This is a genomic window from Hymenobacter yonginensis, assembly GCF_027625995.1.
GTDB classification, from domain to species: domain Bacteria; phylum Bacteroidota; class Bacteroidia; order Cytophagales; family Hymenobacteraceae; genus Hymenobacter; species Hymenobacter yonginensis.
Genome location: NZ_CP115396.1, coordinates 886,599 through 909,326 on the forward strand (window position 1 = coordinate 886,599; position 22,728 = coordinate 909,326).

Here is a 22,728-nt window from a genome sequence, read left to right on the forward strand (position 1 = left end):
GCGTAGGCGGGCTACACACGCTTACCTCAATCCCTGCCACATGCAAGCTGCCTACTACACCCAATACGGCTCTCCCGACGTGCTCCACTACGGTGAGCAGCCCACGCCTACACCCAAAGCCGACCAGATTCTGGTGCGCGTACGGGCCAGCAGTGTCAACCCCATCGACTGGAAGGTGCGCCAGGGCGAGCTAAAGCTGCTGACGGGCCACTCGTTTCCGAAGATTCCGGGCCGCGACGTGGCCGGCGAAGTAGCCGCTATCGGCGACAATGTCACGCGCTTCCGTATCGGGGATAAAGTCTACGGTATGGCGGCCGATGGGGTAGGCGGGGCCGCCGCCGAGTATGCCGTGCTGGCCGAAAGCAGCGCGGCGTTTATTCCGCAGCAGCTGAGTATGGAGCAGGCCGGGGCGGTGCCACTGGCGGCCCTCACGGCCCTGCAGGGCCTCTTTCACCATGGCCGCCTGCTCTCCGGCGACCGGGTGCTCATCAACGGCGCTTCGGGTGGCGTGGGCTCGTTTGCGGTGCAGATTGCCCGCGCGCTGGGGGCAGGCGAAATCACGGGTGTGTGCGGCCCCGACAACCAGGAACTGGTGCGCACGCTCGGCGCCGACCGGGTACTCAACCACAAAGAGCACGATTTCACCACCGACCACAGCCGCTACGACCTGGTATTTGATGCGGCCGGCAAGAGTAGCTTCAGCGCCAGCAAAAACGCCCTGCGCCGTCTGGGCCGCTACGTTACTACCACCCCCGACCCGGCGGCCCTCGTGACGGGCGCGCTGGCCACCGCCTTTTCCGACAAAAGCCAATCCATGTTCCTGGCCAAAACCAGCGGCCCCGATCTGGCCCTGATTTCGGCCTGGCTGCAGGCGGGCACCATCAAGCCCATCATCTACAAAACCTTCACCCTGCGCGACCTGGCCGAAGCCCACCGCCTTAGCGAGAAAGGCGGTGCGCCCGGCAAAATCGTGCTGACGGTAGAGTAGCCGGGTTGGTGGAGTGGTGGAGTGGTGGGTTGGCGGGTTGATATTTGGACAATCCACCACCCCACCACCCCACCACTTACTCGGCGGGCTTGGTGAAGGCTATCAGGATGGCGCCGCTGGCCATAAGGGCGGCGCCCAGGATGACCTGCCACGTTACTTTTTCCTTCAGGAAAAATACGGCCAGCAGGATGGAAAATACCAGCGAGATTTTGTCGAACGACGAGGTGCGCGAGGCCTGCCCCATCTTCAGGGCCTGAAACGAGAACAGCGACGAAGCGCAGGTGATGATGCCGGCCGCAATCAGAAACAGCCAGGTGCGGCGGTCAATCTGCGCGACCTGGGGCAGGTGGCCCTGCCACGCCACTACACCCCACGCCACACCCACAATCAGCACCGACTGGATGGCAAAGGCCACGCTGGACTCAATGTTTTTGACGCCCACCTTGGAAAGCGTAACTACTACCGCCGCGGACAGCGCCGCCAGCAACGAAAAAACTACCCACATATACCCGGAGAAAAGAGCTGCTACCTGATAGGGTACGCAGCTCAGCCGGTCTTCGGGGGTACAGCGCTGCTAAAAGCCTTGGCTGCCAGTCTATATAGGTAGTTTAGAGTTCTTTGTTATCCTGCCCCCTAACACACGATGGGGCCATCCAAACTATCTGCTTCGATGAATGGTGTATCGGTAAAATCTGCTTTGCTACTTGGCTGCCTGAGCTTGTGGTGCCAGCCGGCACCCGCCCAGTCCGGCCGTGCTGCCCCGCCGGCCCCGGAGCCGCCGGGCACCATCCGGCTGGCCGAAAACCTGTTCATCGACGAATCAGAAGTGGCGAACATTCATTGGCTGGAGTATCTGCAGCGTATTCGGCTGGACTCCTCCACCGCCTTTTACCGCAGCCAGCTGCCTGACTCTACCACCTGGACGATTCTGACAACTACGCCACCAGCGGGGGCGGCCGGCGGCCCCAGCACCGAGTATTACTTCCGGTATCCGGGCTTCCGCTACTATCCGGCTGTGGGCATCAGCTACGAACAGGCGCTGGCGTACTGCAGATGGCGCAGCATGGTCGTCAACGAGTCGGTGCTGCAGTCCTCCGAATTTCAGAAGAAGCACCCTGAGCTGCGCGGCTACGCCGTGACGGTAGAATACCGCCTGCCCACCGAGGCGGAGTGGCAGCAGGCTGCCGCGGGCCCGCTCGGCAGCGGACACACGCCGGCCGCCTTGGTGCCGCCCAGCCCCAAAGCCCGGCCAAAGCCCGTAGCCACGCGCAAAGAGCCCGGCCTCGACTCCTGCTTGGCTGCGCTGCAGATTCCGGCCACCAGCGCCATCTACAAGCTGCCCTACAACCTGCGCGAAAACTATTACACGAGCGAAACCAACCAAGCGTTTGAGTGCTCGGCGAAGCCCAGCCAACTGGGCTTGGAGTATGTGTACGTGAACCCCACCAACTACCTCGGCCTCTACAACATCATCGGCAACGCCGCCGAAATGACGGCCACAAAAGGCATAGCGAAAGGCGGCTCGTTCCAAAGCTCCATGCGGAGCCTGACATTGGAGTCGCAACAGCGCTACCAGGGGCCGCAGAGCTGGCTGGGCTTCCGCTGCGTAGCCACCGTGCGCATGGTGCGGCGGATGGGGGAGTAGGCGTAGGCGGTTAACTTGGAGCACTACTATTTCAGCAGCTTATTCAGTCGCCTCCGCAACCACCGCAGCCGCTGCACCCTGAGTCGCCACCGCAGCCCGAGTCGCCGCCGCACCCGGAGCCACTGGAACCATCACTATCGGCGCTATCGGCGTGGCTATCGAAGTGGTGGCCGCAGTCGTGCCAGGAGTCGATGCCGTCGCTGCTGCCACCCGACCAATCGGCTCCGCTGGTTTGTTCTTGCTCGCGCTGGGCCCGGTATAGTTCCTGGTCGAGCACATGGCCATCAGGTGACTGAAACGTAGGCAGCATAAACAACACTCCCCCAAGTTGGGCAGCCAGCGTCGTGGCGGCAGCGGCATCCTGCAAGTTTAACTGGCCCAAAGTCGTGTCGTAGCCGATAAGCTTGCTTTCCAGCTGATGACGCAGCGTGGTACCGCTTGGCGTTAGGTGCCAGATCCCCAACGCCCAGCGCCACCAGCTGAGCTTGTACAGGCCGACCAAGGGCCGGTGCTGGCGCACCAGCTTCCCAAACTGCCCCGCCGACTGCGCCGCCCGAAAAGCTAGCTTAACGAAATGCTTGAGCAGCATTTCAGGCAATGAATTCTGCGTGAATGGGCGTAGCAGCAGTGCTTCATAAGGGCGGGGCTGGTAATCTGTAAAGGTGGGGCCAGGCCGCAGGTAACTACTATAGCTAATCGGGTCGGAGGGGTGGGGCTGCACGGCGCGGTTTTCCAGCACCAGCACTTGCCGGCGCAGCAGTTCCAAAAACGTGAGTCGTAGCTGTTGCCGCAGTGGCGGAGTGGCGTCAGCCAGCAGCAGCAACAGTTCCGTAGGCCGGGCCTCGATCAGGAAGTTGTCTACTTGTTGCGGTTTCGAAAGCGCCGGAGTGGCCATAAACGGGGAAGCAGCCAGTGAGTAGATAAATTAACGCGCTGGAAGTGAGCTGGCTTGAAACGAACGGTGGACAGTGACCACAGGTCGGGTGGCGCTTGTCCGAACACGGCGGCGTAGTGGGCAAGCGTGCGGGCATACCAGTCGTCGAACTTGGCGTGCTCCTGGCTGCCGCCGCGGGTGGGGCCGTGGTGAATGGGCTGGCCCAGAGTGTGCTGGCAGAAATCAACCCAGTAGGAGCGGGTGTACAGCAAGTGCAGGTGCCACACTTGGTCTACTTCGTCGGAAGGCGTGAGCGGCTGCTGGGTGACGCAGAGCAGGAAAATAAAGCGCTTATACTCCAGTACGGCCCGCAGGCAGAAGGGCAGGCTCCACCCATTTTCGCGGGCTAGCCGGTCGGTAAAGGAAAACGTAGCGGCTGTATCATCCAACTCAAACCGCTGGATTTTGTCCCACAATTCAGGCTGAAGAGCTGGCGTCACGGAAAGCGCGAAGTAGGAAGAAGCAGACAACGGCAATTCACACTGCCAACCACGGAAACGGCGGCGGCAAAAGCAAATCCAAGGCAACAACGTTGAGGCGAAAAGGTGATTTTCAACAGATATGGCTGCTGATTTCTATTGGCTTCAAATCGACCTTTCTGCACTCTATCTTTGTTGATTCCATGCTGACTTCCGTTTCCGTGAAATCAGCGCCAACATCAGCGAGACTCTGTGAAAGTTTGTATTGCCGAAAAGCCCAGCGTGGCCCGTGAAATTGCCAGTGTGCTGGGCGCCGACCGGCGCATGGACGGCTACTACGAGGGCAACGGCTACCAGGTCACCTGGACGTTTGGGCACTTCTGCCAGCTGCGCGAGCCCGAGGACTACCGCCCCGAGTGGAAGCGCTGGAGCATCCACGACCTGCCCATGGTGCCCGAGCAGTTCGGCATCAAGCTCATGCGCCGCGACGACGGCGTGGTGCGCCAGTTCAACGTCATCAAAAACCTGCTGGCCAACGCCGAGGAGGTGATAAACTGCGGCGACGCCGGCCAGGAAGGCGAAGTCATTCAGCGCTGGGTGCTGATGGAAGCCAAGTACCGCAAGCCCTTCAAGCGCCTCTGGATTTCCTCGCTCACCGAGGAAGCCATCCGACAGGGCTTCCAGAACCTGCGCGACGGCTCGGAGTTCGACAACCTATACCAGGCCGGTAAAAGCCGCGCCGCTGGCGACTGGCTGCTGGGCCTCAACGCCACCCGCCTGTTCACGCTCAAGTACGCGCCCGGCCAGCGGCAGGTGCTCAGCATCGGCCGCGTGCAGACGCCCACGCTGGCGCTGCTGGTGGACCGCTACCACGAAATCCAGAACTTCCGGCCCGAGCCGTACTGGGTGCTGCGCACCGAGTACCGCGGCACCATGTTCAGCCACGTGGCCGTGGTGAAGAAGGGCAAGGACGACGACGAGCCCGACGAAAAGGCCCGCCTGAAAGCCCGCGGCTACTTCGTGACCCAGGAAGAAGCCGACGCTGTCCTAACCCAAGTAACCGGCCAGCCGCTGACGGTGACCAACGTGGAAATCAAGAAGGCGCTGGAGAGCCCGCCGGCGCTGTTCGACCTGACGGCGCTGCAGGTGCAGTGCAACAACCAGCTGGGCCTCTCGGCCGAAGACACGCTCAAGACGGTGCAGGGCCTCTACGAGAAGAAAGTGGTGAGCTATCCGCGCGTAGACACCACCTTCCTGCCCGACGACCAGTACCCCAAAATTGCGGGCATTATGCGCGGGCTGGGCGGCGCGCACGCCGCGCTGGCGGCGCCGCTGCTGGCAGCCCCCAAAATCCGCAAGAGCACCAAGGTCTTCAACAACAACAAAGTCACCGACCACCACGCCATCATCCCGACTGGGGCCAGCGCGAACAGCCTGCACGGCACCGAAAGCAGCGTGTACGACATCATCGTGCGCCGCTTTCTGGCCGCGTTTTATCCGGATTGCGAAGTGTCGAACACCACTGTGACGGCCGACGTGGCCGGGCGCACGTTCCGCGTCCGGGGCCGCCAGATCCTGAGCCCCGGCTGGCGCGAGGTGTACGGCGACCCTTCAACGCAGCAGGCACCCTCGGCCCCAAAAGCGGCCGGCGAAGGCGACGACGACGTGGTGAGCACCGTGCTGCCCAGCTTCGTGAAAGATGAAACCGGACCGCACAAACCGCGCCTTGACGCCAAAATGACCCAGCCGCCGCGCGAGTACTCCGAGGCCATGCTGCTGCGCGGTATGGAAACCGCCGGCCGCAACGTCGACGACGAGGAGCTGCGCCAGGCCATGAAGGAAAACGGCATCGGCCGACCTTCCACCCGCGCCGCCATCATCGAAACCCTGTTCAAGCGCGGCTACATCCGCCGCGACCGGAAAAAGATTGTGCCCACGCCCACCGGCGTCGAGTTGATTGGCCTGATCCGCAACCCCACGCTGAAATCGGCGGAGCTGACCGGGCAGTGGGAGCGGAAGCTGCGTCAGATTGAAGGCGGCCAGCTGGAATCGAGGCAGTTTCTGGGCGAGCTGCAGCAGCTGGTGCGCGAGATGGTGCACGAGGTGAAGCAGGACGGCTCGGGCCGCGGCATCAGTATCCACAAGCCCGAGTTGGCCGACCTAACCGGCCAGAAAGCCGGCGCTACCGCCAAAGCCAGTCCGCCGAAAGCCGCCGCCACGCCGGCCGTGCCAGGGGCGCTGGGGCCATGCCCGGCCTGCGGCAGCGGCCACGTGCTGCGCGGCAAGTCGGCGCTGGGCTGCTCGCGCTGGAAGGAAGGCTGCCAGTTCCGGCTGCCCACCGAGTTTGAGGGCAAGAAGCTCACCGACAAGCAGGTGGGCGAGTTGCTGAAAAAGGGCCGCACGCCGGTGATGAAAGGGTTTCTGGACGATGCCGGCCAGAAGTTCGACGCCGCCATCCGCCTCACGCCGGCCCACACGCTGGAGCTGGTGCGCGCCGCCGAAAGCAAGCCCACCACGCCCCAGGACCCCGGCCAGATTCCGTGTCCGGTGTGCCGGCTGGGCCAGATGCTGCGCGGCAAAAGCGCCTGGGGATGCTCCCGTTTCCGCGAGGACTGCCAGTTCCGCGTGCCCTTCGAGTGGGGCGGCAAAACCCTCACTGACACCCAGATGAACCAGCTGCTGCGCAAAGGCAAAACCGGCGTCATCCGTGGGTTTATGTCGGCCAAAACCGGCAAGAACTACGAAGCCATTCTGCAGATCAACCCGGAAGGCCGGATTGAGCCGGTGTTTGGGCAGGGATAACTCGCACAGTATGCTGAAAGCCTATACCGTATTCATATTCTTGCTGTTATCAAGCTGGTCTGCTACTGCTCAGATGCAAGGGAAGTTAGCTAAGCTGACCTCCGATGCTGCTGTGCAGCAGTTGGTAAGGTCGTTAGATGATTACCACAAGAATTTCGTCGTGGAGTCCCGGCTTCAATTTGAAGATAAGCGAGTACAGAAGCTGTATAAACGAGAGAAAATAAAGGCTTGGGAAAAAGCAGACGTTGATGGAAATGGTCTGACTGACCTGCTGATAACCGGCAGCCATTACGGCAAAAGCAAAGTCATCTGTGTGTTGGATATGGGCGATAGTCTGGTGCTGGAGCGTTTCCGCCGACAGTTTTACCGGTATTGTCCGGTAGCGCGCATCGTCTATCAAGGTACCCAGCCGCTGATTGCTTACTCCGATTATTACAAGCCCTTTCTGATAACGGAACCGCTGGAGAAGGACGGCCGCCAGGAATTCTTACTGACCTACCGTTTTGGCGGTTTGATAGAGTATAATCCTGCTCCCACGAATACACGAGTCGACAGCCTGCTATATGCCTCTCACTTCGTCTATCACGAAGTTGAGGAAATAGCAATACGCATTGGGCCTCAGGACAGCGTTACCTATCACTCCCGCGAATATCCGGTACTGGATAAAGCTAAAAAGAAGTGTGAGGACCTGAGCACTACCCTCACCAGCCGTGCACAACAACAACTAGGCGAGCTGGTGAATTACCTGCAACCAGACAAGCTGAAGCGTGAATATCAGGTTGGTTACAACCACGTGCCATATATTACGCTGCACATAGCGTACGCAGATGGCCGTCATTTGCAGGTGGACGACAAGGGAGGAATAGGCTCATTCGGGCTAACTCGCCTGTATAAGCTGTTGGATTCGTTACACAAGACTCAGACTTGGGCGCCAACGAAGAAATAATCCTGCCATACCTTATAGGTAATACTCTACCTCTGTCTGATTTGAGGCCTGGGGCGCTGGAAGGCTACAAGTGGCTAAGTTGCCGCACCTGCTACTTGCGCGCCTGCAGCCGGTATTGCACTCGTAGCGACACCTGACGGTGCCGCCCAAAATCGGTAGCGCCGTAGGGCTCCAGCCACAGGCCGGTGCGGCCGACCGGGAAACTGGCACTCAGGAAGCCCATCGACAAGCCAGGGGTGTGGTTGGATAGTGCCACTCCAGCCAGTAGCTGCCGGTTCCAGTCGGAGCCCAGGCCCGAGCCAAGTGCCAAACGGCCGGTGCCGTTGCCCAACGCCAACAGACCATTACCATAATCGGCCTGAAAAAACAGCGTGCGGCGCACCCCCAGCCAGATGCTGGCATCGGGCAGGACGTATTCTGTTCTTAGCGAGTCCTCGGCGTTTTCGGGCGCTATGTTGGCCAGATGGCCCATGTGCAGCCCAACTCGCACGCCATAGCCGAAACGGCCAGGCTGGCTACGGTCGCGCGCAATGAATGGGTTTACATCGAACAGCGGAAAGCGCCGGCCGTCGGTGGCATTGCCCGTCAAAAACGGGCTGCCTAGGGGAAGGCTCTGCGCATTCACGTACTCCCTGCCGCCATAGATGCCTAGGCCGTAGGTTACGCGGCCTGGCCGGTGGAGGCTGGGCCGTGTGTAGGCTGCTTCGCCGCCCATCGCCCGATATTGGTGGTAGTAGCCGGCGCGGGTGCTAGGGCCGCCGGAGCCGGAGCAGCCCCCACTCGGACTATAAGTAACGTCTTCATCGTAGCTACCGGCGACGTAGCCGGGCGTAAACGAGAAGTAGGGCGCACTGCTGGAATCGGCGGGCGTCTGGCTGGTGAGCACCAGCACGCCGGCGGCCAGGGTGAGGGGCAGTGCCATGCGGGCAGGCCGGATGGTGCCGGCCGCCCCCAGCAGCAGCGCGCCGCCTTCGAGTACCAGCACTGTGAGCAGCAGCGCTTTCACCACCAGCACCTCGGGCCGGGTGAGAGCCTGCGGCCCCAGCCAGGCCGTGAGCAGCAGCAGCCCGGCCACGGCCAGCAGGTTGCGCACCGGGTTCTGCGTGGGCAGCTGCTCGGGCTGCGGTGCGGTGTGCCGGTTGCGGTACAGTAGCCATGCCCAGGCGCCCAGCACCAGCGGCACGAGCAACAGCAATGCCCACTGCACCTGTTTCAGGGCCAGGCCGGCGTGGGTATGGAAGGCGGCGCCGACCTGCTCGCCGGCCGGGTCGCGCCAGAACTCAATCAGGAAGCGGCCAGCCAGCAGCAGCCCCAGGTGCAGCAGGCGGCGGCTGCCGCCCGGCCACGCCCGGTGCCGCGTGAGCACCAGTACGCCGCCCACCACCACACACAGCCCCAGCTAATACAGCTGCGTGGGGTGCACCGGCAACGACTGCGCGGCCCCGGGCGCCAGCAGCCCGCGCGCCTCCTGCCACAGGTAGGGCAAGGTGCCGGGCGCGTACTTCAGGCCCCAGTTGCCGGCCGTCAGCTCGCCGAAGCAGCAGCCGGTGAACACGCAGCCCACGCACTGCACCGCCAGCGCCGCGCACATCGGCAGCGTGAAGGCATCGAACACGTGCCAGCTGAACCCAAACGGCCGCCGCAGCGCCAGCAGCGTGAGCGTGCCGGCCAGTGCCCCGCCCAGCACCGTGCGCGCCCCCGAGCCTGGCCAGTGCCCGGTGTGCAGCAACTCCCGCCACTCCGGCCCCGACAGGGCCAGCAGCTTGGTGCCCAGAATAAAGCTGAGCGTGGTGCAGGCCAGCACCACCAGCCACGGCCGCATGGCGTAGCCCCGGCGGTGGCCCTCCCACACCAGCAGCGCCAGGTTCAGCCCAAAGGCCAGCAGGTAAAACGTGGTGTAGTAGCTATGCCCGACAGCAGTGGGCAACGGCAGCGTAACAGTACAGAGCATAGGCGTAGCGGAAATACAGACAGCAAAAGCAACGACTATTCTCACCGCCAAAGCAACCGCGGGCACAAAACCCGAATGGCCGTCAATCCAAGAGAATGACGGCCATTTACACCTTGCAGGTCACCTAAATCAGCGCGCCGTTCCGATCCGGACTGGCTTATATAAGAATAGGGTGGTAACGGCAGCTAAGCTAGCAGTCCGGCTTGCTGACTTCCAACCAGAATTAGCGTATGTCAGACTTTTTAAATCAGGCTTCTGCTTTTTTATCTATCTGATAGAATGGTGTTTTGCCTGAGTGTTTCGGGACTTCTGACTATCTGAAGAAATACACCTTTATGCTGATTTTATTGTGCGCAGACCGGATGGTGCATAGTAGCCTGGAGGCTCGCTGCGTCACGGCCGGAGTGCTGCCAGCTTAACCAACAGCAGTAACGGCGAAACGTAAAATGGCGCGTGTTCAGGGCGGGCAGGCTATGGCTCGTAGCTGCCGTTTACGCGGGTTGCTTGGCGGCTACGGCCGGCAGCGGCACCGAGTCGCCGTAGTGCACGATGTTCTCAATCATGCCTTTGAAAATGATGAAGTGAAACGGCACCAGCGAATACCAGTACAGGCGCCCGGCCAGGCCGCGCGGGCGGAACGCGGCCAGCTGCTCCAGCGTGTGCGAGCCGTCGTCATTGGGTAGCACCCGGAACTGCAGCCACGCCTCGCCGGGCAGCTTCATTTCGGCGTAGAGCAGCAGGCGGCCCTGGGCGCGGTCGGCCACGAGTACGCGCCAGAAGTCGAGTGGGTCGCCGGCGCGCAGGTCGGTGGGGGAGCGGCGGCCGCGGCGCAGTCCCACGCCGCCCACCATCTTGTCCATGAGGCCCCGGATACGCCAGAGCCAGTCCACCTTGTACCAGCCCCGCTCCCCGCCGATGCTCCACACGTTCTGTAGCACCTGCTGCGGGTCGCGGGTGAAGCGCAGCGTCTGGCGGTCCTGCAGCAGGCCGTACTGCGGAATCCGGATGTGGTCCATGTAGTTGCGGGGCATTACGCCGCTGCTCAGCGCGTCGCTCCAGCTGCTTACCACTTCGTTCTGCTCGATGCGCTGGAAGGCCAGGTCCACGGCCTGCCGGTAGCTCATGCAGGTATGTGGCACCACGGCCGCAATGCTGCGCTTGGGGTTGGCCACGGTGTCGTTGCGCAGGCTCTCCACGAGGCTCTGGGCCAGCGAAAACGTGGTGCGCGTGACCAGAAACAGCCACCACGACGACAGCCGCGGCGTGAGCACCGGCACCGTGACGATGTAGCGCCGGTAGCCGCGGGCGGCGGCTAGCTCCAGCAGCATCTGCCGGTAGGTCAGCACGTCGGGCCCGCCGATATCGAAGGAGCGGCCGCGGCAGGCGTCGTTGTCGAGCACGGCCATGAGGTAGTGCATCACGTCGCGGATGCCGATGGGCTGGCAGCGCGAATTCAGCCAGCGCGGCGTAATCATCACGGGCAGCTTCTCCACCAGGTCCCGGATAATCTCAAACGACGCCGACCCCGAGCCGATAATGATGCTGGCCCGCAGCACCGTGAGTGGCACGCGGCCCTTGCCCAGAATCTTCTCCACGCCCTTGCGCGAGCGAAGGTGCACGCTCAGCGCCCGGTCGTTGGCGATGCCCGACAGGTACACCACCTGCCGGGCACTCGTGCGGTCAAGGTAAGCACGGAAGTTCAGCGCCGACTGCTGCTCCAGCCGGAAAAAGTCCTTGTCGTGCCCGCTCATGGAGTGCACCAGGTAGTAGGCCGCGTCGATTTCCAGCGGCAGTGCCGCCAGCGTTTCGGGCTTGAGCAGGTCGCCTTCGGCCACCGTCACGCTGGCCCGCAGGCTGTCTGAAAGCTCGAAGCGGCGCGGGTCGCGCACGAGGCACACTACGTGGTGGCCGGCCGCTACCAGCAGCGGCAGTAAACGCTGGCCAATGTAGCCGTTGGCTCCGGTAAGCAGAATGTTCATGGCACGGCGCGGAAGGTGTAAGTATGTAACTCCCAGACCGCGCAGAGGTTGCTGTGTGCTGTGGCATGTGCCAAGCGCAGAAATCAGAACGTCATGCAGAGCGGAGCGAAGCAGCTCGCCAGTGTGGTAGAATTACTACACTGGCGAGCTGCTTCGCTCCGCTCTGCATGACGTTCCTTTCCCCTGCAAACGCCTAACCTTACTCGCCTACGTACACCGCCGCCACCTTCTCGCGCAGGTTGTAGCCCGACGACATCACCTCACCATAGGCCCCGGCCGAGCGGATAGCCACCAGGTCGCCGCGCCGGGTTTCGGGCAGCGCCACAGCTTTGCGGAACGTGTCCGACGACTCGCAGATGGGACCGACCACGTCGTAGAGCAGCTCGGGGGCGGTGCTGCTCAGGTTCTGGATGTGGTGGTAGCTGCCGTAGAGGGCCGGGCGCATCAGCTCAGTCATGCCGGCATCCAGAATGGCGAAGCGCGTGGACTGGCTTTGCTTGACGTAGAGCACCCGGCTCAGCAGCGTGCCGCACTGCGCCACCACGGCGCGGCCCAGCTCTACGTGCACCTGCTGGCCCGGCCGGCGCACCAGGTGCCGGTCGAACATCGAGAAGTAGCCCTCGAAATCCGGAATCGGCTGGCCGTCGGGCTGCTCGTAGCTGATGCCGAGGCCGCCGCCCACGTTGAGGTGCGGCAGCTGGTGGCCCTGGCTTTCCAGCCAGGTTTGCAGCTCGTTGAGGCGCTGGCTGAGCTCGGCAAACACGTTCAGGTCGGTAATCTGGGAGCCGATGTGGGCGTGCAGCCCCACCAGCTCCAGGTGCGGCCAGCTGCTGAACTGCGCCACCACAGCCGGCAGATCGGCGAGGCTGATGCCGAACTTGTTGGCTTCCAGGCCGGTGGTTATATAGGCGTGGGTGTGGGCGTCCACGTTGGGGTTCACGCGCAGGGCCACCCGCGCCGTGCGGCCTTGTGCGCCGGTCAGCTCGTTGAGCACCGCCAGCTCCTCCGCCGACTCGGCATTGAAGCACCAGATATCCGCCGCCAGCGCCAGCCGGATTTCGGCGTCGGACTTGCCCACGCCCGCAAACACCACGTGCTCCGGCGCGAAACCGGCCTCTAGGGCGCGCTGCACCTCGCCGCCGCTCACGCAGTCGGCGCCCAGGCCGTGGTCCTTGATGCGGGCCAGCACGGGCAGGTTGACGTTGGCCTTGAGGGCGTAGTGCACCTGAAAATTGCGCGGCCGGGCCGCCTGCTGCAGCGCCGTGAGCGTGGCATCCAGCAAACCCAGGTCGTAATGGTAGAAAGGGGTGGGCTGCGCGTGCAGCTCGGGGGCAAGAGTAAAAGGCATGTCAACGAAACCTCACCCCCTAACCCCCTCTCCAAAAGAGAGGGGGGACTAGTTTCTAGCCTATTAGAAAGCTAGAAATGGGCTGGGAATGAGGTGTGAAAAGGTGAGTGAAAAATATTATTCTACTGCTAGTCCCCCCTCTCTTTTGGATAGGGGGTTAGGCACGCTGAAACAGGCCGGCGTTCAGGGCTTTCAGGGTGCGTACTTTGTCGGAGGAGTGCACCAGCAGGCTGATGTTGTTGGGCGAGCCGCCGTAGGAAATCATGCGCAGCGGCACGTCGGCCAGCGAGTCGAATACGAGGCGGGCGGCGCCGTTGGTTTCCTGGATCAGGTTGCCGACGAGGCAAATAATGGTCTGGTCGCGGTCCACTTCCACGGTACCGAAACCGCGCAGCTCCTCTAAAATCTGGGGCAGGTGGGTGGCGTCGTCGATGGTGAGCGACACGGCCACTTCCGAGGTCGTAATCATGTCGATGGACGTGCGGTGCCGCTCGAACACCTCGAACACGCTGCGTAGGAAGCCATGCGCCAGCAGCATCCGGCTCGACTTGATATTGATGGCTACCAGTCCGTCTTTGGCCGCCACGGCTTTGATGGGCTCGGAGCCGGTCTGGCTGGAGATGAGCGTGCCGGGTGCCTCGGGCTGCATGGTATTCAGCAGGCGCACCGGAATGCCGTGCTTGGCGGCCGGCAGAATGGAGCTGGGGTGCAGAATCTTGGCCCCGAAATACGCCAGCTCGGCGGCCTCGTCAAACGACAGCTCGCGGATGGGGTAGGTGCCTTCCACCACGCGCGGGTCGTTGTTGTGCAGCCCATCGATGTCGGTCCAGATCTGGATTTCGGTGGCATCGGCGGCGGCCCCGATCAGCGAGGCCGAGTAGTCGGAGCCGCCGCGCTTGAGGTTGTCGGTTTTGCCGTGCGCGTTGCGGCAGATGTAGCCCTGCGTAACGAACAGCGGCCGGCCTTCGTGCTGCGCCAGCTGGGCCTGCAGGTGTTCCCGGATGTAGTCGGCGTCGGGCTCGTCGTTGTGGTCGAGGCGCATGAACTCCAGCGCCGGCAGCAGCACGGCGTCGCGGTGCAGCACGCCGGTCAGGTAGTGATGAAACAGGCAGGTGCTCAGCAGCTCGCCCTGGGCCAGAATCACCCGCTCGCCCGAGGCCGACAGCGGCTGGCGCGTGAGGTCGAACAGGGTGCGGAATACGGTGTCGAGGTCTTTGCTGGCGGCGGCGGCCAGGGTGGCATCGGGCAGCAGCTCGCGCGCCACCATCAGGTAGTCTTGGCGCATGATTTCGATACGGGCCGTGGCGGCGGCCACGTCTTCGGCGCGCAGCAGCTCGGCAATGCCTACCAGCGTGTTGGTGGTGCCGCTCATGGCCGACAGCACCACGATGCGCCGCTCCTGGGGCGCATGAATCAGCTCGGCAACCTCGCGCATCCGCTGCGCCGACCCGACGGACGTACCGCCAAACTTGAGAACTTTCATAGTGCAGGAAACCGAACCGGAAGGTCGGGAAATGCGCCCGCCAGGTTGCGGGCTAGGTGAAACATCAGGCGAAAAAAAAGCGCCGATCCTGGGGAGGACCGGCGCTTGGAAGTTCAGTGGTAGTGAGGTACGACGAACGGTTGCGACGGTCAGGTCGGGTTGCGTTTCTTCGATTTCTTGACCATCATCAGGCCCAGGGTCAGGCCGGCCCGCTTGCTGTTCTTCCGCACTACGCACACCACGCCGGCACAAGCCAGCGAGGCACAGGAAGCAGAAGAAACAGCGGAAAGGCGCATGATGGAAGGGGCAAAGGCTGGCGCGAGAAAAGACCTTCCGCGCCGTTTTGCGGCCGCAAGTACGGCCGCAGTTGTGGTAACTTCCAAATCGGACCCGTAAAAAGTGGCCCTACAGCTGCCAGCAGCACCCCGTTTCTGCGCGGCCAGCAGCCACGCCGACGGACAGCGCCCGGGCCGCTTGCAGCAGCTCGCCCGGCTTACGAAACCGTGGTAGCCGACTGCCCTTGGGCAAAGCCTCGGGCCAGGTTGGTGAACTCCGAGGGAATGAGCACCACGGTGGTCGTGTTGTTGTCGATACCAATTTCCGAGAGCATCTGCATGCGGCGGAGCTCCAGGGCCATGGGGCTGTTTTCCATCTCACGGGCCCCTTGCGTGAGCTTCACGCTGGCTTCCAGCTCGGCTTCGGCCTTGATGATGCGGGCCCGCTTCTCGCGGATGGCCTCGGCCTCGCGGGCCATGGCGCGCTGCATAGACTCGGGAATCTCCACGTCCTTGATTTCCACCAGCTCAATCTTCACCCCCCAGGGCTCGGTGGCGGCGTCTACCAGCTGCAGCAGGGAGGCGTTGATCTGCTGGCGGCCGCGCAGAACCTCGTCGAGTTGGTGCTGCCCGATGATGTTGCGCAGGGCCGTAACGGCCAGCTGGTAAACGGCCTGGTTGAAGTTGGCCACCTTGATGATGGCGCTGGCCGGATCCACCACCTTAAACCAGAGCACGGCGTTTACCTTGATGGTGACGCTGTCTTTGGTGATGGTTTCCTGCTGCTCCAGGTCCACGGTTTTGGTGCGGATGTCGATGGTTTGCCGGCGCTCAATGAAGGGGATAATCCAGTAAAGCCCCGGCCCGCGCTGCCCCACATACCGGCCCAGCCGGAACACAATGGCCCGCTCGTATTCCTGCGCAATGCACAGGCCCATGAAGAGCAATACCAGCCCCAAGGCAAGAAAAATATACAGCGTAAGCATAATCAGGAGTAGCCTAGGGCCGCAAAAGTGAAACTGTTGCGACAGGTGGTACACGCGCCATGCCAGCCGCTGGTTTGCCTGGCTTGAAAGCGGATTACGCTTCAAAAACGAAGTTTTTAGCAGCAGTGGAAGTGGCAGGTAATCAATCTGTCACCCCATTTTGGTAGGGCGCGCCGCCGAAATGGTAAGGGCGCCTCAGGGCAGCGGCGGCAGGTTATGCCAGTCGTGTGAGCAGCCGTGCTGGCATTCTGTGCGGCGGCGGTGCGCGTCGGCGATGCTGAACAGGCTCAGCAATGCCCGGAAGGCATTCGGATACTCAGGTGGCGGCAGTTGCTGGATGCGGCGCAATGCCTCTGGCAGGCCGTGAACCCGCAGCAACACTAGCGGAGTGGCGGTGGGCTTCATGGGGGCTTCCGCCAGGGCCTGCTGCACCAACGCCGGGGTGGGGTGCGCCTGCTGAATGTAGTCTGCCAGCTCCGCCAGACGGGCCTGCTGCGCCACCGCGGGCAACGTAGCAAACCACGCCCAGGCCCATTCCCACGGCAGCTGCCGCTGGGCCAAGCGGTTGAAGACGTTGTCGGGGGTGGGGCGCATGGGGGAGGGCAGGCGCTGAAAACTATGTGGTGACGCCAGCATCCGCCAACAACGCAGGATACCTACTTCTTCACGGTAATGGCTTCGACAATTGCCGTGAGTTCGTTCAGGCCGCCGGGGGAAGTGCTGTGGACGAATACGTGGGCCAGCTGTCCGTTTTTGCCTAGGGCAGCCGGAATAATCTGCTCCCGCCAGTACAGCTGATCCGTAGGCTTGCTGAAGCCCATCCACTGGATTTTTTTACCTAAAAAGTTGCCATCCAGCGGCTGCGCGGCACTGGCGGGCATGCCTTCGTCGCGGTAAACTGGGCTGGGGTGGTTGCCCAGGTACACCGTGATACCGCTGGTGCTTTCCGCTAACAGGGGCGTCATGGGCCGGATGCTGTACACGAAGAAATCGTAGCTCTGCTTGCGGCTCAGGACGTAGTTTTCCGGCAGCTGAAACACCAGCCTGTCCTGGGTTTCGGTGTGGGCTTTGCGGCTGAGCAGGCGTTTGCCGGGGCGCACCGTGCGGAATACGCTGTCTGCCAACGCCTCGTATTTGGCCTTACGCGGAAACCCTTGCGGGTTCACGTATGCATCCACCACCAATACGGTGTTGTCGATGGTGCGCACAAGGAGCCGCTTGAGCAGAATGGCCGACGCTGCCGTATCGTGGCGGGTGGCGGTGCTGACCACTGCCGCCAGGGAATCGGTATTGCCAATGACCTGAGTGGTAGCAGGAAAACGGCCCGCCTCGAAGGCAGCGGCTTGGCTGACGAACTGCTTATCTGCTAGCCGGAACAACTCACGGGCAAAAAACACCACCCGATGCTCCCCAAAGTCCATCACGACCCGGGTTTCCAACTGCTCGTCCGGCTTGGCCGACATGATATCCACCGGCCGGGCCGAGCTGACGGCGCCGGCCGGAAAACGCAGGTAGGCCCGCCCATCCAGAATAGAGACCTGCTTCGGTAACGCGCCCGGCGCTTTCCTCGTCTGTGCCCAGCCTGTTTGGGCAGTCATCAATCCGGCCGTAATCAGCCCGTAAACCGTAGTGCGAAAATGGATAGGCATTGCGAATAGAATGCGTAATAGAGTAATTCTGGGAGCAATATAGGCACTTGGCTAGGTCTGGCAATAGCGCAGCAGCGTTACGCCCTGAAAAATCGGCACACAAAAAAAAGCCCTCCCGCCTTGGCGGAAGGGCTTCAGGAATACCAGAGCCGGGGCCGCGTTAGCGCACCGGCTTGGGCAGCACTGGCAGGCTCTCGTGGCCTTCGGCGTCCACGCTGACCACGCCGAAGATGAAGTTGTCCTTGCTGTGGGGCAGGTCGGCTTTGGTGTCGGTCACGAAGAACTTCTGCTGCCACTCGGGGGCGCTGGTTTCGCGCATGAGCACGTAGTAGCCTGCTGGCTTCTCGCCGACTTTCGGGGCTTCCCACTTCAGCTCGGTGCGGTTGGTGAGGTTGGCCGTGAGCACGCCTACGTTTTCGGGGGCGGCGGGGGCCAGCGCCAGCGCGGCCAGGGTGGCCAGGTTTACGCCGGTGTTCTTGCGCAGGTAGGCGAAGTCCATGAACTTGGCGTAGTCTCCGTATTCCTCACCGTTTTCGGTGCGCAGGTCCTGGTGTTGGTGGCGGAAGTCCTCATTCACTTCCGAGAAGCGCACCGCCGTGAAGCCCTGCTGGTTGAAGGGCGTGTGGTCGCCGCCGCGCAGGAACCGGTCGGGGCGATACTCCAGCACTACCTCGTGGCCGGGCACGTACTGCTTGGTGGCCTCGCGGCTGTAGCGGGCCAGCTGCCGGCTGGGCGAGTCGTTTTCCGATGACAACGTGCGGCGTACTTTGGCCTCGTCGGGCGTTTCGGTGGCGGGCACGCCTTCGCTGAACACGCGCAGCTGGGTGGTATTTTTGATTTCGGGGTCGTGGCCGGTGGAGTTGCCCATGATGTCGTTGTTGAGCATCGCCACCAGGTTCCAGCCTTCCTTTTTGGCCCGTTTGGCCAAGTGGGTGGAGCCGTAGAGGCCCTGCTCTTCGCCCTGCACCGCCACGAAGATGATGGTGGCCGGGAACTGCTGCTTGCTCATCACGCGGGCCAGCTCCATCACGGCCACCGTGCCCGAGCCGTCGTCGTTGGCGCCGGGGGCGTCGGCGGTGGCGTTCATCACGTCCGACACCCGCGAGTCGATGTGGCCGCTCACGATGAACACGCGCTTGTCGGTAGGGTCGGTGCCGGGCAGCGTGGCCATGACGTTGGCCATCAGCACGGGCCGGTTGATGCGGCGGCCGTCGGGCTTGATGGTGAACGTGTCCTGCTCGACTTTGAGCCGCCCACCGCTAGCCTTGCTGTACTTGCGAAACTCACCTTCCACCCAGTTGCGGGCTGCCCCGATACCGCGCTTCTTGCTTTGGGTGTCGCTCAGGGTATGGCGCGTGCCGAAGCTCACGAGCTTGTCGATGTCGTCGCGCAGGTTCTTTTCGGAGATTTCCTCCACCATCTGCCGGATCAGCGGGTTGGGAGTGGTGGCGGGTTTGGTTTGGGCAAAGGCCGTGGCGGTGAAGCCTAGTGAAAGCAGAAATGGAGTGAGGAAGCGCATAGTAGAAAAAGGTAGAATCACAGGGACGCAGCCCGCCCGCACAACGTTGCGGCCGGCTGCAAGGTAAGGCCAACTTTCAACTGCCCGCCCGCTTATTTCGCGGGCCTCGCCCAGCCTCACCCGGCTGCCGTGTCCGGTGCCGTGGCCTGTGGCAGCCGCGCCGCGTGCATGAAAGAAAACTGCCTGCCGATTCTGCTTCCTTTCCTTGAAGCGTGCCCACTTAAAGCGGCTATGCTCCAGCATCTGGAGTGGCATTCCAAACCATGGAGCGTGGTCGAGTAATCGGGGTTGTTATAAGGCTGAACATAAAAGAGTTGTCGGGAGGCGTGCGGTTTGGCATTGGCTTAGCTGACACGCGGGCACTGCTCCGGAAACCGGCGCCGGGGCCCGCGTGCTTCTGCCCGCTGCGGCTGGCTGGTGGCCGGGCCGGCGCCACGTATGCGCCGGCAAAGCAGCAGTGCCATTTCTTGCTTACTACCTCTCTATGAACCACGCCCTACCGCTGCCGCCCGCCCTGCTGCCTGCCGCCACCTGCACCCTGGTGGCCTGCGTCCCGAACACCGAAAAACGGCCCACTCCCGGCCCGACTGCCCCACTCTACGATTTTTCGGGCATGGGCAAGATTGCGCAGGATGCCGAGTTTGTGCGCGAAATCAAGCAGCTGTTTGTGGTCCGGGTGCCCGAGCAACTGGCGCAGCTGCACACCACCATCGAGCAGGAAGACTGGGCGGAGGTGGCACAGCTGGCGCACAGCCTGCGGGCCACACTCGGCAACCTGCGCATAGAGCCCAGCGCCCGCCTGCTCCAGCAGCTCGACGGTCTGGCGCGCCACGCCCCCGATAAGCCGCGCATGCTGGCGGTGCAGCAATTGGTGACGCACATGGCCGCGGCCGTGGTGCGCCAGTTTCAGCAGGAGCTGGCGCAAAGCCAGTAGGCCGGTAGCTGCGCCTGAAACCCGCGCCAGAAACAGCGCCCCGTTGCTGCCAGCATATCGGCAGCAACGGGGCGCTGTTTCTGGTTTGGCAGGCTGTTGCTGCCCGCTGCGGCATCAGCGGCGGACCATGCTCAGGAGCTTGGCGTACAGCTGGGCCTCCTCGAATGGCTTGGCGAGGCAGTCGTCCATGCCGGAGGCCAGGTAGTGCTCGTGGTCGGCCCGGAAGGCGTTGGCGGTGAGGGCCAGAATCGGGATGCTGGCCCGTGCCGGGTCGGGGTGCTGGCGGATGAGGGCGGTGGCTTCCAGGCCGTTCATGCCCGGCATCTGAATGTCCATGAGCACTACTTCAAACGGCTGCTGCTCAAACAGGGCCACACCCTTGGCCCCGCTGATGGCTTCGCTCACCACCATGCCCCATTCCTGCATGGTGCGGCGGGCTACGTAGCGGTTGATGTCGTTGTCTTCCACCAGCAGCACGCGCACTCCTTTCAGCACGCCGGTATCGAAGTTTTCGGGCGGGGCGGCCAGCACGGCGGCCGTGGCCTTGGGCAGCGTCAGTGAAAACGCAAAGCAGCTGCCCGTGCCGGGCTGGCTCTGTACCGTGAGGGTGCCGCCCATTTCCTGCACCAGTGCCCGGCTGATGCTCAGGCCCAGCCCCGTGCCCCCAAAGCGCCGCGAGGTATCGGCGTAGGCCTGGGTGAAGCTCTCGAAGATGCGGGCCTGCACTTCGGGCAGCATGCCCACGCCGGTATCAGTCACGCGGTATTCAATGGTGAGCGAGTCGGCGGTTTCGGCGCGGCACTCGCCGGCCACCAGCACGCTGCCGCCCGCCGGCGTGAACTTGATGGCGTTGCTGACCAGGTTGAGCATAATCTGGCTCAGGCGGTGCGCATCTGCCTGCACCCACACGCTGGGGCAGGTGTCGCGCAGGGGCTGGCTGATGAACTGGATGCCTTTGGCCATGGCCTGCAGGGCCAGCGGCTGCACGGCCTGGGTCATGGCTTCGCACAGGTTAAACGACTCGATGTTGAACTCCAGCTTGCCACTGGTGATTTTTGCCATGTCGAGCACGTCGTTGAGCACGGCCAGCAGGTGCTGACCCGAGGTGCGGATGGTGTGCAAATACTCCTGCTGCTGCGGCGTAAGCGGCGTTTTGGCCAGCAGGTTGGCCACCCCCAGCACGCCGTTCATGGGCGTGCGGATTTCGTGGCTCATGTTGGCCAGAAAGTTTTCGCGGGCCCGCACGGCGGCCTCGGCGGCCAGCTTGGCCCGCTGCATCTCCTGCTCGGTCCGGATGCGCTCCGTAATGTCGTGGGAGTGCGAAATTACGTAGGGCTGCTGGCTGGGCTCGCGCACCACAAAGTTGTGGTAGAGCAGGTGGCGCACTTCCTGGCTGCCGTGGGGCAGCACGCCCATCACGCCTTTGGCCTCGCCCGAGGCCGCAATCTGGTCGAGGTAATCGGCAAACACCGACTGGTCGTCGGGGCGGAGGCGGTTGCGCATGGGCTGGCCCAGTAGCTCCGTGGCGGGCAGGCCCAGCAGGCTTTCCAGGGCGGGGTTCACCGAGAGCATGATGCCATTGAGGTCGTAGGTGCAGATGAGGGCCTGGGCGTAGTGCATCAGGTCGCGGTACTGCTTTTCGCTGCGCTCCAGCGTCTGCTGGGCCTGCTTGTGGGCGGTGATGTCGGTGCTTACGCCCAGCACGTGCACGGTGCCATCGGGGCGGTAGAGGGGGCGCTTGATGGTGTAGAACCAGTGCACGTTGCCATCGGCCAGCGTGAAGGCCTCCTCGCGGGCTATTTCGCGGCCGGTGCTCATCACCTGGGCATCAATGGCGGCGTATTCGGCCAGCTCGCGGGCCAGCTGGCTGTCCGTTTTCACCTGGCTCAGGTCGTCGGGTACCGGCGACGCTTTCACGAGGTTGGCCATGGCCTGGTTTTGAAACAGGATTTTCTGCTCGGCGTCGCGCACAAACACGATGGTCGGAATCGTGTCGAGCACCTGCTCCATGAAGTGCTGATGCTCGCGGAGCTGGTTGCGCACGGCCTTCTGCTCCGTAACGTCCACGAGATACAAGTTCACGTAGCCTTCGGGCGCAAACGGCAGCACCTTCACTTCAAACGTGCGGCGGCCGGCCAGCAGCTCCAGCTCGTGGGCGGTGGCCTGGGCCAGGGCGGCCGCGGCGGCGTGCTGCAGCTGTCGCAGCAGCCGCACGCGTTCCGGACGCGGCAGCTGCTGGCTGAGCTGGCGGGCGGCCGTGTTGGCATAGCGCTGCTGCTGCGGCCCCAGCCGTACAATAGGGTTGGGGTTTTCGTCGGAGATGCGCGAGGCCAACTGGCTGTCGGCCTGAAGCTGGTGCTGCTCGGTTATGTCGCGCAGGCTGAGCAGCCAGGTGTGCTGGGTGCCATGGTGGGGCTCATCGGCGGTGGGGCCGGCCTGGCAGCATAGGGCGGTGCCATCGGCCAGCAGCAGCAGGTCGTGGCGAAGCTGGCGGGGCGGGGCCGCGGCCAGGCTGCGCAGCAGCTTGGCCAAAGGTGGCTGCTGCCGCACATGCGCGGTCAGGTCCTGGATGGATCGGCCCCGCCAGTCGGCCGGGGCATCGGGCAGGCCAAACAGGCTGAAAAAGCGTGGGTTGGCCTGCAAAATGCAGCCTGCGCAGTCCAGCACCAGCAGGCCTTCGCGCAGGTAGTTGGGCAGGCGCTCGGCCAGCTGGCGCGCCTGCTGCATCTGCTGTAGCTCCGCGCTGAGCTGCCGGATGTGCTGCTCCGCCAACGCCAGGGCCGGGGAACAATCGGGAACGGGGAGAGTGGCTGGCAGGGCAGAGGCAGGCATACGCAATCAGACAGGCAAAAAGGCAGGAATACAGGTAG

At 63.1% G+C, this 22,728-nt stretch carries 19 protein-coding genes; 5 read left to right on the top strand and 14 right to left on the bottom strand.

Annotated features, from left to right (window positions below; translation table 11 throughout):
- Positions 1-40: 40 nt before the first annotated feature.
- Positions 41-988, top strand: a complete 948-nt coding sequence (locus tag O9Z63_RS03880; RefSeq protein WP_270127990.1) for an NAD(P)-dependent alcohol dehydrogenase — start codon at positions 41-43, stop codon at positions 986-988.
- 76 nt (positions 989-1,064) lie between these two features.
- Here the strand turns inward: O9Z63_RS03880 and O9Z63_RS03885 are convergent, their stop codons facing one another.
- A complete protein-coding gene (locus O9Z63_RS03885; RefSeq protein WP_270127991.1) occupies positions 1,065-1,493 on the bottom strand; it encodes an EamA family transporter in 429 nt (142 codons plus the stop codon).
- A 138-nt stretch (positions 1,494-1,631) separates the two neighbouring features.
- Between O9Z63_RS03885 and O9Z63_RS03890 the strand changes: the two genes are divergently transcribed.
- Positions 1,632-2,633 (top strand): formylglycine-generating enzyme family protein, encoded by a 1,002-nt coding sequence (locus O9Z63_RS03890; RefSeq protein ID WP_270127992.1) that lies wholly within the window; start codon positions 1,632-1,634, stop codon positions 2,631-2,633.
- A gap of 43 nt (positions 2,634-2,676) precedes the next feature.
- Here the strand turns inward: O9Z63_RS03890 and O9Z63_RS03895 are convergent, their stop codons facing one another.
- Together O9Z63_RS03895 and O9Z63_RS03900 are read right to left on the bottom strand one after the other, a co-directional pair.
- Positions 2,677-3,528 (bottom strand): hypothetical protein, encoded by an 852-nt coding sequence (locus O9Z63_RS03895; RefSeq protein ID WP_270127994.1) that lies wholly within the window; start codon positions 3,526-3,528, stop codon positions 2,677-2,679.
- A complete protein-coding gene (locus O9Z63_RS03900) occupies positions 3,492-4,007 on the bottom strand; it encodes a glycine-rich domain-containing protein (RefSeq protein WP_270127995.1) in 516 nt (171 codons plus the stop codon). Before O9Z63_RS03900 ends, O9Z63_RS03895 begins: the two co-directional genes overlap by 37 nt.
- A gap of 231 nt (positions 4,008-4,238) precedes the next feature.
- Here O9Z63_RS03900 and O9Z63_RS03905 point away from each other — a divergent pair, with 231 nt between their 5' ends.
- Positions 4,239-6,788, top strand: coding sequence for a type IA DNA topoisomerase (locus tag O9Z63_RS03905; RefSeq protein ID WP_270127996.1), 2,550 nt, complete (start codon positions 4,239-4,241; stop codon positions 6,786-6,788).
- 10 nt (positions 6,789-6,798) lie between these two features.
- On the top strand, positions 6,799-7,734 hold the full coding sequence (locus O9Z63_RS03910; protein WP_270127997.1) for a hypothetical protein: 936 nt from the start codon (positions 6,799-6,801) through the stop codon (positions 7,732-7,734).
- Positions 7,735-7,825: 91 nt separating this feature from the next.
- Here the strand turns inward: O9Z63_RS03910 and O9Z63_RS03915 are convergent, their stop codons facing one another.
- The 10 genes from O9Z63_RS03915 to O9Z63_RS03960 all read right to left on the bottom strand — a co-directional run bounded on the left by O9Z63_RS03915 (position 7,826) and on the right by O9Z63_RS03960 (position 18,924).
- Entirely contained in the window at positions 7,826-9,118 is a 1,293-nt protein-coding gene (locus O9Z63_RS03915) for a hypothetical protein (RefSeq protein ID WP_270127998.1), read from the bottom strand.
- A 15-nt stretch (positions 9,119-9,133) separates the two neighbouring features.
- On the bottom strand, positions 9,134-9,685 hold the full coding sequence (locus O9Z63_RS03920) for a prolipoprotein diacylglyceryl transferase family protein (RefSeq protein ID WP_270127999.1): 552 nt from the start codon (positions 9,683-9,685) through the stop codon (positions 9,134-9,136).
- Positions 9,686-10,176: 491 nt separating this feature from the next.
- Positions 10,177-11,664, bottom strand: coding sequence for an SDR family oxidoreductase (locus O9Z63_RS03925; RefSeq protein WP_270128000.1), 1,488 nt, complete (start codon positions 11,662-11,664; stop codon positions 10,177-10,179).
- A gap of 199 nt (positions 11,665-11,863) precedes the next feature.
- Entirely contained in the window at positions 11,864-13,012 is a 1,149-nt protein-coding gene (lysA, locus tag O9Z63_RS03930; protein ID WP_270128001.1) for a diaminopimelate decarboxylase, read from the bottom strand.
- Between the two features lie 157 nt (positions 13,013-13,169).
- The gene (locus O9Z63_RS03935; protein ID WP_270128002.1) at positions 13,170-14,495 is read right to left on the bottom strand and encodes an aspartate kinase; all 1,326 of its coding nucleotides are present in this window, start codon (positions 14,493-14,495) and stop codon (positions 13,170-13,172) included.
- A 149-nt stretch (positions 14,496-14,644) separates the two neighbouring features.
- Positions 14,645-14,791: a hypothetical protein gene (locus O9Z63_RS03940; RefSeq protein ID WP_156108953.1), complete on the bottom strand. Its 147-nt coding sequence runs from the start codon at positions 14,789-14,791 to the stop codon at positions 14,645-14,647.
- Between the two features lie 197 nt (positions 14,792-14,988).
- Positions 14,989-15,756, bottom strand: coding sequence for a slipin family protein (locus tag O9Z63_RS03945; protein ID WP_270128003.1), 768 nt, complete (start codon positions 15,754-15,756; stop codon positions 14,989-14,991).
- 195 nt (positions 15,757-15,951) lie between these two features.
- Positions 15,952-16,350, bottom strand: coding sequence for a DUF5958 family protein (locus O9Z63_RS03950; RefSeq protein ID WP_270128004.1), 399 nt, complete (start codon positions 16,348-16,350; stop codon positions 15,952-15,954).
- 62 nt (positions 16,351-16,412) lie between these two features.
- Positions 16,413-17,405, bottom strand: a complete 993-nt coding sequence (locus O9Z63_RS03955) for a hypothetical protein (RefSeq protein WP_270128005.1) — start codon at positions 17,403-17,405, stop codon at positions 16,413-16,415.
- A gap of 160 nt (positions 17,406-17,565) precedes the next feature.
- Complete coding sequence (locus O9Z63_RS03960; RefSeq protein WP_270128006.1) at positions 17,566-18,924, bottom strand: M20/M25/M40 family metallo-hydrolase; 1,359 nt, start codon at positions 18,922-18,924, stop codon at positions 17,566-17,568.
- A 484-nt stretch (positions 18,925-19,408) separates the two neighbouring features.
- Here O9Z63_RS03960 and O9Z63_RS03965 point away from each other — a divergent pair, with 484 nt between their 5' ends.
- Positions 19,409-19,858 (top strand): Hpt domain-containing protein, encoded by a 450-nt coding sequence (locus O9Z63_RS03965; protein ID WP_270128007.1) that lies wholly within the window; start codon positions 19,409-19,411, stop codon positions 19,856-19,858.
- A gap of 114 nt (positions 19,859-19,972) precedes the next feature.
- Here O9Z63_RS03965 and O9Z63_RS03970 read toward each other — a convergent pair whose 3' ends face one another.
- Positions 19,973-22,690: a PAS domain S-box protein gene (locus O9Z63_RS03970; protein ID WP_270128008.1), complete on the bottom strand. Its 2,718-nt coding sequence runs from the start codon at positions 22,688-22,690 to the stop codon at positions 19,973-19,975.
- Positions 22,691-22,728 lie beyond the last annotated feature (38 nt).

What these genes read in the sequence shown, in the direction of transcription:
- lysA (WP_270128001.1), bottom strand. Translation starts at nt 13,012, where the DNA reads ATGCCTTTTACTCTTGCCCCCGAGCTGCACGCGCAGCCCACCCCTTTC.
- O9Z63_RS03940 (WP_156108953.1), bottom strand. Translation starts at nt 14,791, where the DNA reads ATGCGCCTTTCCGCTGTTTCTTCTGCTTCCTGTGCCTCGCTGGCTTGT.
- O9Z63_RS03950 (WP_270128004.1), bottom strand. Translation starts at nt 16,350, where the DNA reads ATGCGCCCCACCCCCGACAACGTCTTCAACCGCTTGGCCCAGCGGCAG.
- O9Z63_RS03970 (WP_270128008.1), bottom strand. Translation starts at nt 22,690, where the DNA reads ATGCCTGCCTCTGCCCTGCCAGCCACTCTCCCCGTTCCCGATTGTTCC.
- O9Z63_RS03895 (WP_270127994.1), bottom strand. Translation starts at nt 3,528, where the DNA reads ATGGCCACTCCGGCGCTTTCGAAACCGCAACAAGTAGACAACTTCCTG.
- O9Z63_RS03965 (WP_270128007.1), top strand. Translation starts at nt 19,409, where the DNA reads ATGAACCACGCCCTACCGCTGCCGCCCGCCCTGCTGCCTGCCGCCACC.
- O9Z63_RS03885 (WP_270127991.1), bottom strand. Translation starts at nt 1,493, where the DNA reads ATGTGGGTAGTTTTTTCGTTGCTGGCGGCGCTGTCCGCGGCGGTAGTA.
- O9Z63_RS03945 (WP_270128003.1), bottom strand. Translation starts at nt 15,756, where the DNA reads ATGCTTACGCTGTATATTTTTCTTGCCTTGGGGCTGGTATTGCTCTTC.
- O9Z63_RS03925 (WP_270128000.1), bottom strand. Translation starts at nt 11,664, where the DNA reads ATGAACATTCTGCTTACCGGAGCCAACGGCTACATTGGCCAGCGTTTA.
- O9Z63_RS03920 (WP_270127999.1), bottom strand. Translation starts at nt 9,685, where the DNA reads ATGCTCTGTACTGTTACGCTGCCGTTGCCCACTGCTGTCGGGCATAGC.
- O9Z63_RS03910 (WP_270127997.1), top strand. Translation starts at nt 6,799, where the DNA reads ATGCTGAAAGCCTATACCGTATTCATATTCTTGCTGTTATCAAGCTGG.
- O9Z63_RS03880 (WP_270127990.1), top strand. Translation starts at nt 41, where the DNA reads ATGCAAGCTGCCTACTACACCCAATACGGCTCTCCCGACGTGCTCCAC.
- O9Z63_RS03960 (WP_270128006.1), bottom strand. Translation starts at nt 18,924, where the DNA reads ATGCGCTTCCTCACTCCATTTCTGCTTTCACTAGGCTTCACCGCCACG.
- O9Z63_RS03890 (WP_270127992.1), top strand. Translation starts at nt 1,632, where the DNA reads ATGGGGCCATCCAAACTATCTGCTTCGATGAATGGTGTATCGGTAAAA.
- O9Z63_RS03955 (WP_270128005.1), bottom strand. Translation starts at nt 17,405, where the DNA reads ATGCCTATCCATTTTCGCACTACGGTTTACGGGCTGATTACGGCCGGA.
- O9Z63_RS03935 (WP_270128002.1), bottom strand. Translation starts at nt 14,495, where the DNA reads ATGAAAGTTCTCAAGTTTGGCGGTACGTCCGTCGGGTCGGCGCAGCGG.